This is a genomic window from Pseudomonas sp. MWU16-30322, assembly GCF_020515535.1.
Lineage (GTDB): Bacteria > Pseudomonadota > Gammaproteobacteria > Pseudomonadales > Pseudomonadaceae > Aquipseudomonas > Aquipseudomonas fluorescens_H.
This window is the reverse complement of the sequence record NZ_JAIWYL010000001.1, coordinates 367071-382884: the sequence shown is the minus strand read 5'-3', so window position 1 is coordinate 382884 and position 15814 is coordinate 367071. Positions and strand designations below refer to the sequence as shown.

At 62.7% G+C, this 15814-nt stretch carries 16 protein-coding genes; 11 read left to right on the top strand and 5 right to left on the bottom strand.

The genetic code is table 11. From position 1 onward, the window contains the following. The first annotated feature begins 2 nt into the window (after positions 1–2). The 11 genes from LCH64_RS01690 (at position 3) to LCH64_RS01640 (ending at position 12884) form a co-directional block, all read left to right on the top strand. Positions 3–935, top strand: coding sequence for an FHA domain-containing protein (locus LCH64_RS01690; RefSeq protein WP_226499283.1), 933 nt, complete (start codon positions 3–5; stop codon positions 933–935). Beyond that, positions 935–2290, top strand: a complete 1356-nt coding sequence (locus LCH64_RS01685) for a FliI/YscN family ATPase (RefSeq protein WP_226499282.1) — start codon at positions 935–937, stop codon at positions 2288–2290. Before LCH64_RS01690 ends, LCH64_RS01685 begins: the two co-directional genes overlap by 1 nt. After that, positions 2277–2729 (top strand): type III secretion protein, encoded by a 453-nt coding sequence (locus LCH64_RS01680; RefSeq protein ID WP_103483501.1) that lies wholly within the window; start codon positions 2277–2279, stop codon positions 2727–2729. Before LCH64_RS01685 ends, LCH64_RS01680 begins: the two co-directional genes overlap by 14 nt. Continuing rightward, on the top strand, positions 2726–3277 hold the full coding sequence (locus tag LCH64_RS01675; RefSeq protein ID WP_226499281.1) for a type III secretion system HrpP C-terminal domain-containing protein: 552 nt from the start codon (positions 2726–2728) through the stop codon (positions 3275–3277). Before LCH64_RS01680 ends, LCH64_RS01675 begins: the two co-directional genes overlap by 4 nt. A 1-nt stretch (position 3278) precedes the next feature. Continuing rightward, on the top strand, positions 3279–4310 hold the full coding sequence (gene sctQ / locus LCH64_RS01670; protein ID WP_226499280.1) for a type III secretion system cytoplasmic ring protein SctQ: 1032 nt from the start codon (positions 3279–3281) through the stop codon (positions 4308–4310). Beyond that, positions 4307–4960, top strand: coding sequence for a type III secretion system export apparatus subunit SctR (gene sctR, locus LCH64_RS01665; protein ID WP_003225064.1), 654 nt, complete (start codon positions 4307–4309; stop codon positions 4958–4960). The genes sctQ and sctR overlap by 4 nt, the downstream gene beginning before the upstream one ends. Positions 4961–4967: 7 nt before the next feature. Next, positions 4968–5228, top strand: coding sequence for a type III secretion system export apparatus subunit SctS (sctS, locus tag LCH64_RS01660; protein ID WP_003225065.1), 261 nt, complete (start codon positions 4968–4970; stop codon positions 5226–5228). A gap of 1 nt (position 5229) precedes the next feature. Then, positions 5230–6030, top strand: coding sequence for a type III secretion system export apparatus subunit SctT (sctT, locus tag LCH64_RS01655; protein ID WP_201137611.1), 801 nt, complete (start codon positions 5230–5232; stop codon positions 6028–6030). Beyond that, entirely contained in the window at positions 6027–7118 is a 1092-nt protein-coding gene (gene sctU / locus LCH64_RS01650; protein ID WP_201137610.1) for a type III secretion system export apparatus subunit SctU, read from the top strand. The genes sctT and sctU overlap by 4 nt, the downstream gene beginning before the upstream one ends. 114 nt (positions 7119–7232) lie before the next feature. Continuing rightward, positions 7233–12194, top strand: coding sequence for an AvrE-family type 3 secretion system effector (locus LCH64_RS01645; protein ID WP_226499279.1), 4962 nt, complete (start codon positions 7233–7235; stop codon positions 12192–12194). Between the two features lie 78 nt (positions 12195–12272). After that, positions 12273–12884 (top strand): aspartyl/asparaginyl beta-hydroxylase domain-containing protein, encoded by a 612-nt coding sequence (locus tag LCH64_RS01640; RefSeq protein ID WP_226499278.1) that lies wholly within the window; start codon positions 12273–12275, stop codon positions 12882–12884. Positions 12885–12938: 54 nt separating this feature from the next. On the opposite strand, the gene LCH64_RS01635 is transcribed toward LCH64_RS01640, so the two are convergent. The 5 genes from LCH64_RS01635 to LCH64_RS01615 all read right to left on the bottom strand — a co-directional run bounded on the left by LCH64_RS01635 (position 12939) and on the right by LCH64_RS01615 (position 15723). Then, positions 12939–13256 (bottom strand): HrpW-specific chaperone, encoded by a 318-nt coding sequence (locus tag LCH64_RS01635; protein WP_103520945.1) that lies wholly within the window; start codon positions 13254–13256, stop codon positions 12939–12941. 1 nt (position 13257) lies between these two features. Continuing rightward, positions 13258–14556 carry a pectate lyase gene (locus LCH64_RS01630; RefSeq protein WP_226499277.1) on the bottom strand — a complete coding sequence of 433 codons (1299 nt, stop codon included), beginning with the start codon at positions 14554–14556 and terminating at the stop codon, positions 13258–13260. Between the two features lie 132 nt (positions 14557–14688). Then, positions 14689–15087, bottom strand: a complete 399-nt coding sequence (locus LCH64_RS01625) for a type III secretion system chaperone (RefSeq protein ID WP_003225077.1) — start codon at positions 15085–15087, stop codon at positions 14689–14691. A 98-nt stretch (positions 15088–15185) separates the two neighbouring features. Further along, positions 15186–15536, bottom strand: coding sequence for a hypothetical protein (locus LCH64_RS01620; RefSeq protein WP_003225079.1), 351 nt, complete (start codon positions 15534–15536; stop codon positions 15186–15188). After that, positions 15529–15723: a hypothetical protein gene (locus tag LCH64_RS01615; RefSeq protein ID WP_146774697.1), complete on the bottom strand. Its 195-nt coding sequence runs from the start codon at positions 15721–15723 to the stop codon at positions 15529–15531. Before LCH64_RS01615 ends, LCH64_RS01620 begins: the two co-directional genes overlap by 8 nt. Positions 15724–15814: the final 91 nt, after the last annotated feature.

The window sequence follows — 15814 nt, the reverse complement described above, 5'->3', positions numbered from 1 at the left end:
CGATGAAACCCGAGATGATGTATGAGCTGCGCGTGCTCACCGGTTTGCACCGGGGGGCGGCGCTGCCGTTGAGCGGTGGCGAATGGTGCATCGGTTCGGCCCAGAGCGCCGACCTGGCGTTGTACGACCCCGGCATCAAGGATCGCCACTGCCTGCTGCGGCTGGTCGACGACACCTGGTCGCTGGCCCGCAAGGACGGCCCGGTCACCGACAGCGAGGGGCACAAGGTCGATGCCATCGCCACCCTTCAACCGGGCACGCCGTTTGCCCTCAATGGTGTCTGGTTGTCGGTGGTCAGTGCCAACACCGAATGGCCCGCCGAGGACGAGCCTGAAGATCAGCCGCCGGCATCGACAGAAACCCCATTGCCGCCCATGAATGCGGAGCGCGACGCTGACATAGCCGCCCCGACACGCTCGCGTTCGCTGCTCGGCCCATTGCTGCTGCTGGGTGCGCTGTTGCTGTTTCTCGCCACATTGATCTGGGGCATCAACACCCCGGCGCAACCGCCGACGCCGCTGCCAGTCCCGGGCCGAACTGGGCTCAAGGATGCCGCCGAAGTCCGTCAGGTTCTGCAAGACATGCTCAAGGAGCGTGAGTTGCAGAGCCGGATCAGCCTCGTCGAGCAACCGGGCAAAATCCTGCTCAAAGGCCGTTTCGACGAGGACGATCTGCTGCAATCGACCGAACGCATGCTGCTGCGTTTCGAGCAGCAGTATCGCAGCCCGTTGCAGGTGCTCAGCGACCTGCCCGAAGCCACCCCGCTGCTGCCGTTCAGCATTGTCCAGATCAGTCTGGCGCGCTTGCCCAACGTGTTGACCAGCGATGGCCGGCGCTTGTTTCTCGGCGACGAAGTGGCTGGCGTGCGGCTGGTCGGCATCAGCGAACATCAAGTGGTGTTCGAAGGTGATCGGCGCATCGAGGTGAGCTGGTGATGCAGGATGGCATCGCGCAGTTGCAGCAATGGTGCGGGCAACATCGGCAACGGATCGAACACTGCGCACCGGTAGCGATCCACGGGCGCATCACCGGGGTCAGCGGCATTTTGCTGCACAGCCGCATGCCCCGGGCGCGGATCGGCGATCTGTGCCAGATCCAGCGTGCCGACGGCAGCGAGGTGATGGCCGAAATCGTCGGGTTCGACCGTGAACACACGTTGCTGGCGGCCCTCGGCGCGCTGGACGGGATAGCCATTGGCGCGCGAGTCACACCACTGTTCCAGCCGCACAGTCTGCTGGTCGGCGATCACCTTTTAGGCTGCGTGCTCGACGGCTTTGGCCGCGCGCTCAACGGCGAAGGCCCGCAGGCGTTTGCCGAGGCCGGGGCGGTTGGCGCGCTGCCGGTGATTCGCGATGCCCCTGCCGCCAGCGAGCGCCCGCGAATCGAAGCACCGCTGGCCACCGGGCTGCGCGCCATCGACGGTCTGCTGACGCTGGGTGAAGGCCAGCGGGTGGGGATATTCGCCGGCGCCGGCTGCGGCAAGACCACCCTGCTCGCCGAACTGGCGCGCAATACCCCGTGTCAGGCCATCGTGTTTGGCTTGATCGGCGAGCGCGGACGCGAGCTGCGTGAGTTTCTCGACCATGAACTGGATGCCGAACTGCGCAGCCGCACCGTGCTGGTCTGCGCCACCTCCGACCGCAGCAGCATGGAGCGCGCCCGCGCTGCGTTCACTGCCACGGCGATTGCCGAGGGCTTCCGCCAGCAGGGCAAATCGACGCTGCTGATCATTGACTCGCTGACCCGCTTTGCCCGTGCCCAGCGCGAGATCGGTCTGGCCAGCGGTGAGCCGGCCGGGCGCGGTGGCTTGCCGCCGTCGGTCTACAGCCTGTTGCCGCGTCTGGTGGAACGCGCCGGGCGCACCCACGACGGCGTCATCACCGCGCTGTATTCGGTGCTGATCGAACAGGACTCGATGAACGATCCGGTCGCCGACGAGGTGCGCTCGCTGCTCGACGGCCACATCGTGCTGTCCCGGCGCCTGGCCGAACGCGGGCATTACCCGGCGGTGGACATTCTCGCCAGCCTGAGCCGGACAATGAGCAATGTGGTGGGAACCGAACAGCAACACGGGGCCACACAGTTGCGCCGACTGATGGCGGCTTATCAGCAAGTGGAAATGCTCATCAAGCTCGGCGAGTACCAGCCTGGCAACGACCCGCTGACCGATTGCGCCGTGGACGCTCGCGCCCGCATCGAGGCCTTCCTCCAGCAATCGCTGCGCGAGCCGGTGACGCTCGATGAAACCCTGGATCACCTTCTGCAGGTAACCGCCCATGCTCCAGTCTGATTCCGATTACCAGACCCCGGCCAATGCCGACCTGACACCGACGCTCGATCTGCTACTGCCGATCCGCCGCCACCGTTTGACCATGGCCGAACAAGCCTGGCAACGCCAACGCTCGGTGCTCAGCGCCTTGCACGGCCGGCTCGAACAATTGGCCGGTGAGCTGCGCGAGCTGCGTGACCAACACCAGCAAGGTCGCATTGACCAACGCGACGCCCACGTCAATCGGCGTCTGCTGCTCACCGAGATGAACCAGTGGCTGGTCGGCGAACAGCAGGCTCTGCGCAAAATCGAGCGGGTCGAGCAAAGCTATCAGGCCTTGCAGGACGAACATCGGCAACAGCAGCAATGGACGGCGGACAGCGAGCAGCAATTGCGGCGGCGCCAGCGCGATGTGGAGAAACTCGACTATTTGCGCGACCTTGCACGGGATGCCTCATGAATCCGCGCCACGCCACACTCAAACCGCCACCGCGTATGCCCGAAGCCCTGCGCCCACGTCAGGAAACCACGGCCTCGACCTGGCCCGCCAGAACCGAACGGCGGCAGGATCTGCGCGGTGAAATTCGTGACGAGAGCGAGCATTTCGAACACTTGCTGGACACCCTGGGCAACCTCGACCGAGGCCTGCTGGCCGACTTTGGCGGAGCCGGTTTTCAGGAGCCGCAGCAGCAGAATTCCGGTTCCTCCACAGACAGTGCGGCGGCACCGGAGCAGCGCGACATCGATTGGTGGCAAGCACTGCTGGAACGTCTGGAGCAGCATCTGGATGATCCGCAACCCGGCGTACTCGAAGCGCATCTGGAGCTGCCCAACCTTGGCCCGGTCAAGGTCAATGTCATCCACCACGGCGCGGCGCTGGAAATCGCCGTGCACATGGCTCCGGATGCGTGGCGCCAGGTCGAGCCGCTGCAACAGACCAGCGCGGCGTGGCTTGCCCGGCAATTGGGACGCGCGGTGCGCCTGCGGTTGCACCGGGAGGGCGTTTGACATGACCGTGCAAGCGTTGCGCCTGCGCAACCTGTCGTCGGCCGAAGCCCAGGTGCGCGAGCGCCTGGGCGCGGGCCTGTGTCTGAACCTGACGCAACCGGCGCCCACGTCCCTTCATCTACGGCTGGCCCCGACCGCCTTCAATAGCGAGCCCACCACAGCGCTCGAATCAGTTTGCGGCCGGTTCTGGCTGGACAACGCAGAACCACTGCTGAGTGCGATCTCCGCATGCCCGGCGATCCTTGCCGACCCACTGACTGCCAGCACGCAATGCTCCTGGTACTGGCCGCTGTACAACCAGTATCTGGCCCCTGAACTACAGGCGATATGGAGCCCGTTGCAAACGGTCATTGCACCGCCCGTGCCGGGGCTGGACTGTCTGCTGGAGCTGCGCGGCGCGACGCTGGGCACCCACACCAGCCGTCTGCGAATCAGCGCCGAGACCTTGCTGCGCTGGCTCGAAAACGCGGCCTGGCAAAGCAATGCCGGCAACGATAACGAGCCGATCTGGCCCGTGCATATCCCGTTGCTGCTGGGACATTGCAGCCTGAGTCGCGGCGAATTACTCGGCCTGCAACCGGGTGATGTTCTGCTCATCCACCAGGCCCTGTTCAGCGCCGACGGCCAGGGCAGCCTGCAGATCGGCACCTGCCGTCTGCACCTGCGTCAACTGCCGGGCACTGCCCTGCACTTCACCCTCACCGAACTGGAAGACCTGACGATGAATGCCTCTCTGGATCACTTCGCCCTCGCCGATCAACCCGTGCCCAGCGAGGTACAGCCCTCAGCGCCGGGTGCAGAATCCACGCGCTTTGACGACCTGCCGCTGGCCCTGACCTTGCGTGCCGGCAGCCTCCACCTGAGCCTCGGCCAGTTGCGTAATCTGGGGGTCGGCTCGGTGCTGCGATTCAACGGCTGCACCCCGGGGGAAGCCACGTTATGTCACGGCGAGCGGGTGCTGGCGCAGGGTGAACTGGTCGACATCGAAGGCCGTCTGGGCTTGCAGATCACCCGGCTGGAGCCGCGCCTGTGAATGTGCAGGATGTCGACCCGCTGACCCTCGCCCTATTCCTCGGCGCCCTGTCGCTGGTGCCGCTGCTGATGATGATCTGCACCGCGTTCCTGAAGATTTCCATGGTGCTGCTGATTACCCGCAACGCCATCGGTGTGCAGCAGGCACCGCCGAACATGGCGCTGTACGGCATCGCGCTGGCGGCGACGCTGTTCATCATGGCGCCGGTGTTCAACGACATGGGCCAGCGCTTCCGGCAGTTGCCGCAACGCATGGACAACTTCAGCGCCATGCAAAGCGCCGGCACCCAGGTGCTGGAGCCGTTGCGCCTGTTCATGTCACGCAATGTCGATCCCGACATCCAGACCCATCTGCTGGAAAACACTCAGCGCATGTGGCCGGCGCCGATGGCGGCCAAGGCCAGCCGCGACGACCTGCTGCTGATTGTCCCGGCGTTCGTGCTCTCGGAATTGCAGGCCGGGTTCCAGATCGGTTTTCTGATCTACGTGCCCTTCATCGTGATCGACCTGATCGTCTCCAACATCCTGCTCGCGCTGGGCATGCAAATGGTGGCGCCGATGACCATTTCCCTGCCGTTGAAGATCCTGCTGTTCGTGCTGGTCGATGGCTGGACACGCCTGCTCGATGGCCTTTTCTACAGCTACCTGTGAGGGCGCCATGGATACATTGACGCTGTTCAAGCAGGCAATGTTGCTGGTGGTGGTGCTGTCGGCGCCGCCGTTGATCGTGGCGGTGATCGTCGGCGTGCTGACCTCGTTGCTGCAAGCGGTCATGCAGTTGCAGGACCAGACCCTGCCGTTCGCGATCAAACTGGTCGCCGTGGGCATCGCTCTGGCGTTGACCGGGCGCTGGATTGGCGTCGAGTTGATGCAATTGGCCAACCTGGCATTCAGCATGATCGCGCAGACGAGGGCCTGAAATGTTCCAGCCGGCCTTCACTGAAGTCTCCGAATCCATCCTCGCTCTGACGTTAGGCATGGCGCGCCTCTATCCCTGCCTGTTTCTGGTGCCGGCGTTCGCCTTTCGCGAGATCAAGGGCATGCTGCGCCACGCCATCGTCCTGGCGTTGGCGCTGGTGCCGATGCCAGGCATCCGCGCCAGTCTGGCCGGTCACGACCTGGGTTGGATCGACCTTGGTGGGCTGGTCTTGAAAGAGAGCCTGATCGGCCTGCTGCTGGGCCTGCTGCTGGCGATGCCGTTCTGGATGTTTGAGTCCATCGGCTGCCTGTTCGACAACCAGCGCGGTGCGCTGATCGGCGGCCAGATCAACCCGGCATTGGGCGACAACACCTCGGAACTGGGGCACATGTTCAAGCAACTGTTGATTCTGTTGCTGATCCTCGGCGGCGGTTATGCCGCGCTGACGCAGGTGATCTGGGACAGCTACGCGGTGTGGCCGGCCAATCACTGGCTGCCAATGCCCGCTACGGATGGCTGGGATCTTTACCTGAAACTGCTCGCCAGCACCTTTCGCTGCATGGTGCTGTACGCCGCGCCGCTGGTGGGCTTGTTGTTGCTGATCGAGTTCGGCATGGCGATTCTCAGCCTGTACAGCCCCCAGTTGCAGGTGTCGACGCTGGCGATGCCGGCAAAAAGCCTGGTCGGTCTGGGCTTTCTGGTGCTCTATCTGCCGATGCTGTGCTGGCTCGGCCAGGGCCAGTTGGCGCAGTTCGGCGACTTCAAACACCTGCTGCCCTTGCTGCTCAAGGTCACGCCATGAGCGAAAAAACCGAGCAGCCGACGCAGAAAAAACTCGCCGATGCCCGCAAGAAAGGTCAGGTAGGCCAAAGCCAGGACGTGCCCAAACTGCTGATCTTCGGCGCACTGCTCGAGCTGATCCTGGGGCTGGCCGACGGCGGCATCGCCAGGCTCAAGGCGCTGATGAACCTGCCCCTGCAGCAGATCGGCCGGCCGTTCGGCGCCGGCGTCGGCGAGGTGTTGACCAAGGCCGGCTGGGACTTGCTGCTGTTCATGCTGCCAGTGCTGGGGATTGCCGTGGCCATGCGCCTGATCGGTGGCTGGGTGCAGTTCGGGCCGCTGTTCGCGCCCGAAGCGCTCAAGCTGGATTTCGAGCGGCTCAATCCACTGAATCAGTTCAAGCAGATGTTCTCTTCGCGCCAGTTGTTCAACCTGCTCAACAGCCTGTGCAAGGCGTTGCTGATCGGTGTGGTCCTGTACCTGGTGTTGCCGCCGGCGCTGGGCGATCTGATCGGTCTGGCCAGTGCTGACCTGGACACTTACTGGCAAGCCATGATCGCCCTGTTTCGCCGCCTCTCGCGTATCTGCCTGGGTTTGCTGCTGGTGCTGGCGGTGGTGGACTTCGCCCTGCAGAAGTACTTTTTCATCAAGGGTCAGCGCATGAGCCACGAAGACCTGCGCAAGGAATTCAAGCAAATGGAAGGCGACCCGCACATGAAGTCGCACCGCAAGTCACTGGCCCGGGAAATGCTCCAGCAGCCGGCCGGCGCGGCTGCGGCCAAGGCGCCGTTGGAAGAAGCCGATTTGCTGCTGGTCAACCCGACCCACTATGCCGTGGCGTTGTTCTATCGCCCGCAGCAAACCCCGCTGCCACGCATCATCGGCAAGGGCCACGATGCCGAGGCGCGGGAGCTGATCGAGCGCGCCCGGGCGGCCGGTGTGCCGGTGATTCGTTACGTGTGGCTGGCGCGCACGCTGTATCGCAGCGAAGTCGGCCAGTTCATCCCGCGTGAAACCCTGCAAGCGGTGGCTCAGGTCTATCGCCTGCTGCGTGAACTCGACGATCAGCTGCAGGAGCAGACCATTGAAATGCCCGGCACACCCTACTGAACCACCAAGGAACCAGCTCTCGGCGCCGGCCACTCAGGGCAAAGGAATTTTTCCTGAACGCCCAAGGCGGACGTAACGACCCCGCCGTGTCAGTCCATGACCTGGAGCTCTCCCATGGAGTCATCGATTCAACGGACGGCGTCGCCGACGCTGGCGCCCCTCCCGCAGACCACCCACAACCCGCTGGGCCTGGAACAACAGCCGCAGGCACCGACCCAGCGCAGCAGTCACACCTTGAGAGATCTGGGTCGACGCCTGCTGAACCTGGTCGGCCATGTCAAACAGGACACCCAGGCGACGCCTCGCCTGTCGGCCCCCTCCTCCTCGGCCAGCAACGCCAATCCGTCGGCGGCACTGGAAAGCGAACCGCAGGCCTCGTCTTCGAGCGCCGGCAACACCGGGCAAACGCCGCGACTGAGCCGCAACAACGCCGCGCACTTCAATGGTCAGGAAGAGCGCATTCAGCGCCGCACGCCGAGCGACGAAAAGTCGCCGGAGATACATCTGGATGCCAAGGGCCAGCCGCAATTCAGTGATTTCAAACCCGCTGCGGTGGCCGATCTGCTGCACAGCACCTTGACCCGATCCGGGCAGCACTATCAGGCCAGCGCCAGTGACCGCAATGGCGAGGACCATCTGCTGCTGGAGCCCCAAGGCCATTTGCTGCACATCAAACAGACGCCGACCGCCGTGACAATGCTGCGCAGCAGCCAGCCGGCCGGCCCGCAGGAAACCGGCAAAGGTCAGTCACCGACACTGGTCCTGCAAGACCAGCAAGCACGCGTCAACACCGGCAACGCACTGGACACGATTGGCCGCGCGCATCTCGGCCATCTGACCGGAATCCATCAGGATCGCGACGGTCAGCCCCTGCGTCTGCACGAAGAAAAGCTTTACGAATTCGATCACGCCAGCCGCACCTGGAGCACGCCGCCGGGCAGCGAAGACATGCAGTTCAGCCATCTGTCGAGTCAGGGCAACGGCAAGTTGTATGGACAGATCGGCGATCATCTGGTGGACCTCACCAGCCGCGATGTACCGCACGTTGAAATTCCGCAACTCAAGGCCTTTTCAGTCGGCGTCGATCAGCATGTCGCGACCCTGAGTGGCGAGCAGAACCGCACCCTGCACCTGTTCGATCTGGCACAGGAAACCCCGGCCACCGGCGCCGGCAAGACGCTGATCCTCAATGGTGGCCTGGCCGAAGCCAGGCACATCGGCCTGAGCCCTGAGCGCTTGTTCGTCAGCGACACTGAAGGTCGTCTGTACAGCGTCAAGCGTGCAGAAATCGATGCCGAATCGTCGACCCTGCAACTGATGCCCGAGGAGCACTTCCACCCCGAAGGTGAACGCCTGGGCGGCAAACATCAGGTCAGCGGTTTGCTCCATGACAATCAGGGCGGTTTGCAGGTGTTGCTCAGCGATCGCGCCGGGCAGACCCACACCCATGCGCTGGACGAGCCCAATCTGCGCCTCAAGGATGGCTGGAATCTCAGTGACGCGCTGGTGCTGGACAACAAGCGCGGCCTGCCCGGCAGTGCCGCGCCAACGCCGGCGCAGACCTTCGACCTTGATCGGCTGGGCCGGGTGGGCCTGAGCGATCAGCGTGTGCAGCGCTGGGACTCCACCAGTCAGGACTGGAAGGACACCGGCATCAAGGACGTCGAGCAGTTGCAGCGCGGTATCGACAGCAAAGCTTATTTGCTGCAGGACGGGCAGCTGAAAAAGCTCGATGTCAGCCCCCATTACAACACCGTCAACGTCGGCGGCAGCCACACCCTGAACCAGCCGCCGCGCTCAACCAAGGTTGCACTGGGCGAGCCGCTGGCCGGCCTTGAAGAACGCCATATCACTGCATTCGCGATGCTCAACGACAAGCAGTTTGTCGCCCAGGACAGCAACCAGCGCCTGACCGCGCATCATCCCGACGGCACCAGCAGCGACCTCAGCCGCCTCGATCTGGAAGGCACCGTGGCCTCGCTGGCACTGGACGAAAATCACAACCTGCATGCGCTGACCACCGAAGGCAAACTGTTCACTCTGGCCAAGGATGACTGGCAGGCCAAGCCCGACCAGCCGCGCCCTGAGGCCAGCTGGAAACCCGTGCCGCTGCCGGCCGGGCAACGGCTGCAAAGTATCCGCACCGGCGATGACAATCGCTTGAACGTAACCGTCAGGGACAACCCCGAGCAACCACCCTTGCAGCTCAAGGGCCAGACCTGGCAGCCCGTGACACCGCGCCCGGCCGACCATAACGCCCTCAGCGACTTGTTCACGCGAGTGCGCGGCGGCGAGAAAACCGCAAGAATTCCCGGTACCGGCCTCACCGCCCGCCTGAATGCCAACTTCATGGGCCGTGGCAACGTGGAAAATTCCAACCGTGCACCCACCCGTGAATTCATCCGCGCCAACATTTTCAAACCGACGCTGGAAACCCCGCGGGTACTGAAAAATATCGGCAACCACATCCAGCACCACCACCACGGCCGCGAAGGTTTGCGTCCGCTGTACAAGTCCGAAGGCGAGCTGTTCAAGCGTCTGGAAATACTCAATCACGATCAGCCCGCCGCGCCGCCGGGGCGCGATCTGAAGTCGCGGATCAGTCAGCTCGATCTTGGCCCGCAAGGCGCCGACCTGCTGCAGGATCTCGAATCCCTGCGCGGCGAGCTGGAGGACAACAGCCTGCGGGCCACCCGGCATCTGGGCCAGCAGCACGGCAAGTCGAAACTGCTGCAGCAAAAGGAGGGTTTGCTGAACATCCACGGCGAACTGGCGCCGGCATCACGACGCACGCAACTGAGCATGAAACTGGAAAACCTCGGGCAAAAACTCAATATCGCCAGCTCAGGTCATGACCTGCTCAAGGAGGTGCAAGGCGCACTCAAGCAGGTTGCACCGTCAGCGGACAATCCCACCGGCACCCTGCTCAAGACCCTGCAGGACAACGGCATGAAGCTCTCTCATCAAAAGGCCGATATTCCCCTCGGGCAACGCCGTGACGCCAGTGACAGCCAAGGACTGACCAAAGCCCGGCTGGCGCTGGACGTGGTGACGCTGAAGGACCTCGGCGACCTGCTGGGCAGGGTGGAAATGCTCCGCCCCGACGCCGACAACAGCCAGCAGCTGGCGCAGTTGAAAAAGCAATTCAGCGATTTGCGGGACAAGACCTACGGTGAACATCCGGTGAAGCAGATCACCGACATGGGTTTCACCGATCACGCCAACCTCGAAGCGTCCTACGACGGCATCAAGGCCTTCCTCAACGGGTTCAAGAAGGAAGACCACGCCACCAGCGTCAACCTGCGGGCCGCAACCGGCAGCAAGACCCAGGCGGAACTGGCGGACCAGCTCAAGTCGGCGCTCAAGCAACTCGAACACCCCGACGACGAAATTGCCCTGCAACGCAGCTACGGACTCAACCTCAGCACGCCGTTCGTGTCGCTGGCCAACAAGGGCATGGGCCCGTGGCCCAGCGGTGCGGTGGGTGGCGGGCGCAATTACAACCTCAACGCCGAGCGTGGCGACAAAGGCGTGACCGTGTACCTGCAACGTGAAGGCTCGGGGATGGCCAGCGGTGGCGTGGGTGGCGGCAAGGACTACTGGCCGGGGTTCTTCAAGGCCGGCGAAGTGGACAAGTTCACCAAGGTTGATATCGGCAATGATCGACAACTGACCCCGGCGTTTCGCCTGGGCGTGGACGTCACCGGCACCGCCACCCGCACTCAGCGTGACGGCGTGGTGTTCACCGTGCCTGACGAAGGCATCGATCAGTTCGTCGACAACCTGTTCAGCGGCAAGATGAGTCCGCTTGAAGTGATGAAAAAAGGCGTCGATCACGAAACCCAGAAAGGCCTGCGTTTCAACGTCGACGTCAATGCCAGCGCCAGCGCCGAGATGCGCGTCGCCCTTGGCATCAGCGACAAGGACAGCTCGCCGTTATCCGCCGCCGCACGGGTCGGTGTCGGCGGCACGGTCAACGTCAACCTGCTCAACTACACCAACTACTCCCTCGACCAGCACAGCAACAAGGGCGAGTTGCAGGAAAGCAGCCGCAACCGTCCGCGCGCGCTCAACAGCTTCGGCGGTTCACTGTTCGCCCGCGCCCAGCTCGCCGGCAGCAATGCCCAGCCGTCCGGCGCCTCGCAGGGCGTGGTCGCGCCACTGGGTGGCAGTGCGACCGTCAACGTCGACAACAAGACCAGCAAACGCGTCAAATTCACCTTCAAGGAAGCCGAACCGCTGACCAGTGCCAACCTGAGCAAACTCGGTGGCAGCCTCGGCGCCGCGTTCAAGGATCCGGCGTCACAACAGATACTGACGCGACTGGCCGATACCGCACATGCCGACTACGCAGGCCTCGGCCCCAAGGAAAAACTGCAAAAGCAACTGGACGGTCTGCAGCGACACTTCTCCGACAAACCGGCGGAAAACGACGAGCAATACGCAGCCCTGCGCGCGCTCAAGCGGGCCGGCGTGCAGCAACAGGCGGCGGAGGCCAGACACAGCCTGCTCGACGGCGGACGCTTTGAAAGCTCCTACACCAACCTCTCGCGTCTGGACGAGCAAGGCGTGGTGTCCAAGGTCATGAGTCTGGTCAGCCCGATGCACTCGCCGAGCAACGCTGAGCGCGTCTCCGCGTTGCTCGGCCAGGACCCGACGCTCAAGGCCCTGGTCAAGGATCTGCAAGGCACGCCGGGCACCCTGGCGCGAGTGCGCCTTGAACTCAAGGACTCGGTGCAGGACCGCATCGATGAAGGCAGCCGCCGAGGCGATCTGTCGCAGAAGGAACTGGCGGCGCTGCTCAGCGACCGCGACAACATGCGGATCAAGGCCATCACCGTGTTCCAGAGCGTCAACCAGCCCGAGAGCTTCACCTCGCCGCTGCCCTTGGTCAGCTACAGCAGCAGTGCTTCGCTCAACGTCAACAAGACGCTGGGCAAGATCAACTTCAGCTATGGCCAGGATCAGGACACCCCCAAGAGTTACTTCCTCGACGGCGAACTCTCGAGGCCTGGGGCTTCGCTCAAGGCCACGGTGGACGCCTTGAAGAAAGACGGCCTGCAACTAAAGAGCTGAACCTGCCTGCCTTCGCCGTGGCCCGCGTGGCCACGGCTTTTTCCCCAAGCGGTTATCCAGACTCTCCAAGGAGGCCACATGCGTCCTGCGTTTTATCCCCTCGACGATTTTCCGCCACTGGCCGAACTGGCCGCGCAATGGCCGTTGATGCAGCACGAGGTGCTGACGTTGCAAGCGCCGGTGCTCGACATCGACCGTACTGACAAGGCTCATGAACAGATTCACCACGAAGTCACCACGCACCTGCAACAGGGCGGCGACTATGGCTGGCTCAAAGGCTGGGGCGAGGCCGGCGGTAACCGCGACTGGGTGCAATACCCGCTGCTGTTCCGCGATCAGGTACTGCCTCCCGCCCGGGCGGCACTGCCGCGCACGGTGGCGCTGCTCGAAACCCTGGCCGGGCTCAAGGTCGCCGCCCTCGCTCGACTGGAGCCTCACGCCTGGCTCAGCACTCACCGTCATCCCGAGGTCTGCGAGGAAGGCCTGCTGCAAATGCACCTGACCCTGGGCGCGGCCGCCGAACGCAACTACGCCTACCTGAACGTTGCCGGCGAGTTTTATCAGCATCGCTGCGGCACGGCGGTGATCTTCGACGGCTCGCAGGATCATTTTGTGGTCAATGCCAGCGATGCACCGCGCACGATCCTTTATCTGGAATTCGAGCAGGCACGCCTGCAGGGTCGGCACTGAAGCGCAATAAACAACGGGCGCCTGTCACCAGGTGCCCGTTGTTTATGGTGGCCGTTAGCGGCGCGGCTGAGCGTTCGCTTCCTGCAAACGCTCAGCCAGCAAACGGACAATCCAGTAGGCCGTCAACGCGGCTGCCTGCTGTAATTGATCCGTTGCGCCATGCGGCTGGAAATCCTGTTCCAGGCTGTCGATGTAACGCGGCAGGCTGAAGCGCTCGCTGCGGCGAATCGCCGGTTTTTCGAGGCTCGCCCGCAAGCTCTGACTGACCAGAGCGATGGCCTGTTCGAACGCCTGACGCTGACGGGCATCCAGCTCGCCATTGCCATGAACCAGCGCCTTCCAACTGCTCGGGATTGAAGGCTGGGCGCTCATGTCAGACCTCCTGGAACCGGGTCGACTCGGGCAGCTTGCTGTAAGCGTTCTGCACGTTTTTCAGGTCGATGTTGTGAGTGCTGATGTTCAAACCCTCGCTGTCGCTTTTGACGAAGGAGAACTTGCCGTTTTCGGCGCTGATGTTGCTCAGATTGAGGTTCCAGTTGCCCTGCTGACCACCGTTGGTGCGCATGAAGGTGCCAAAGTCCTTGGCCTTGAAGTTGTCGACATTGACGTTGGCATCGGCATTGAGCTGGAAGATCTTGTCCGCCGCGCCCTGGGCACTGCTGTTGGTGATGTTCAGGTGGGTGGTCTTGGCGCCGCCGTCCTTCACCGTCAGGGCATCTTCGCCGACATTGGTCCAGTGCACGTTATCCACGTTGACTGGCTCCTCGCCGTTTGCCTTGACGTGCACGCCATCAGCGCCGTTTTCGCCGATGATCACGTTTTTCAAAGTGGCGCCTTCAGCCAGTTCGAACAGCGGTTTCTGCGACTCGCCCTGACCACCGTCGCCCAGTGCGGCACCGGCAGTGAAGGTCTTGCCGCCGCCGTCGAACACTTCGCCCGGTCCGACCTTGATGGTGCTGTTGACCACGGTCGGGTTGCTCGAAGCGGTCGGGAACGTCACCGGCGCTGCACCGCTGTTGTCCAGAACCGGTGCCCCAGCTTCCGGGTTCGGACTGACACCAGCGTCCGGCACCGGCACAGTGTTGCCGGTTACCGGCGTGCCAAAGGTATCGGGGTGGCTGTCCATGAACTGGGCGATCATCTCCAGCAGTTCCTTGAGTCGATCGTCGCCGGACACTTGTCCGCCGCCCTCTGCAGTCGGACTGATTGCGCTGTTCAGGGAGCCTTCGCCAAGGCTCTTCATCAGCGTATTGACCAGATCCTCGGGGCTCGAACCAGCGCCAGCCCCTTGCGTGCCCCCCACACCCTTGGCCTGTGCGCCGTCACCGCCCTGAGCACCGTCGCCGCCGAGGATCTTCTCGAACAGTGCCATCAAGACCTGAGTCAGCAACTCTTTGGACGACTCGCCGCCACTGCCCTCGGTGGCGGTTTGCCCGTCCTTGCCCGACCCTTGCAGCTTCTGCAGCAAATCATCGCCGGCGCTCTGGTCGGAGGCGCCGGCTTCCTTGCCCGACGATGAGCCCAACAACATCTCGGCCAGCATGCTGGCCAGATCATGCAACCCGGAAGCACCGGACGGCGCGTTCTGGCCTGGCAGCGTGCTCTGATCCAGCGACAAACCGGCCACCGACCCACTCTGTGAAAGCCCTGAAAAAACACTGAAATCTGCCATCTGCATCGTACCCCGTTGCTGAGAGAGTCCGGATCGAGGCCGGGATGGCCTCCGATCCACCGTGCTCGCCGCAGCACTGTGCGGCGACACGCCCTCTGTGTGGCCGGCGCTGACAGGCAGTTCCTTCGTCGATCAATTGAGCAGACGGGCCAGACTCACACGGGTTTCCCGTACCTGGGCAATAAAGCCCTGCACCAGCCCACCGAAGGTGTCTTCATCGAGTCGAGCCAGTTCACGGGAAGTACACAGGCGCACGTCGCCCTGATCCAGGGCCAGCCAGCAGCCGCGCAAAGTCGCGACATCGAAGTTCATGCTCAGCAGACGTTGCAGGTTGTCCGCCCCGGGTTGCGCAGTGCCCAGGCGACAATGCAAAACCACGGTTTCGCTGTGTTCCGGCAACTCAATGACAGCCGCTTGAAGATGGTCGCGGTCATATAACGCACAGACGCCGCGCTGAAAGGTAAGTGGCGTACCCAATTGGCTGGCCAACTGGGCAATTAAACGCTGGATGATGGACTCGGAGTTCGCCATTGCTTTTCCTGTAGTTGATTTCGCCGGACAGCTGCCGGTACGAAACATGAGTGGAAAAACAACGACGAGGAGTTCCGTTCAGAACAAACATTGCGAAATCAGTGTTTCAACCCGGCCAGCGACAAGAGTTGAGCAAGTAACGCCTGTAGTTGTTCTCCTTGATATTCATTGTTGAGTTCATGCCAGACCACGAAAGTGTGCTGGCTATCCAGGCAAATGTAGTAACCGTCGTAGGATTCAACATTTTCGAAACGCCGTTTAAGCGCGTCCGAAAACAAATCGGGACGTTGTGCCTGACGCTGGATATTCAGCGCCAGGCCCCAGCCCAGGCTCTCCTTGCGACACACGAACTCAATGCCCGGAGCCCATTGCCAGGCACTGGCCTGCTTCTCGCCGATGCGCGCAAGAAAATCCTGTTGATCGGTACTTTGCAAAATCGTTTCAGTCATTCAGAGACACCGTACTGTATTCGCCGCCGCCATCCCGTAGTGCGGGAGACCACCAGACATTCAACTCGGCATTATTGGCGCCAAGTTGCTGACAATCACCTGAACCACATGAAGCTTCTGGAATTAAAGTACAAGCGCTCAACAAAAGCAGACTCGCTGCCACAATAATGGCCTGGTACAACTTCATCTCGTCACCTTCCTTGTCGGACGCTACATCCGTTCCCGGCCACCCATTGGGCAGGACGGCGAAAAAACGATGCAGGTCTCGTTATTTTTTA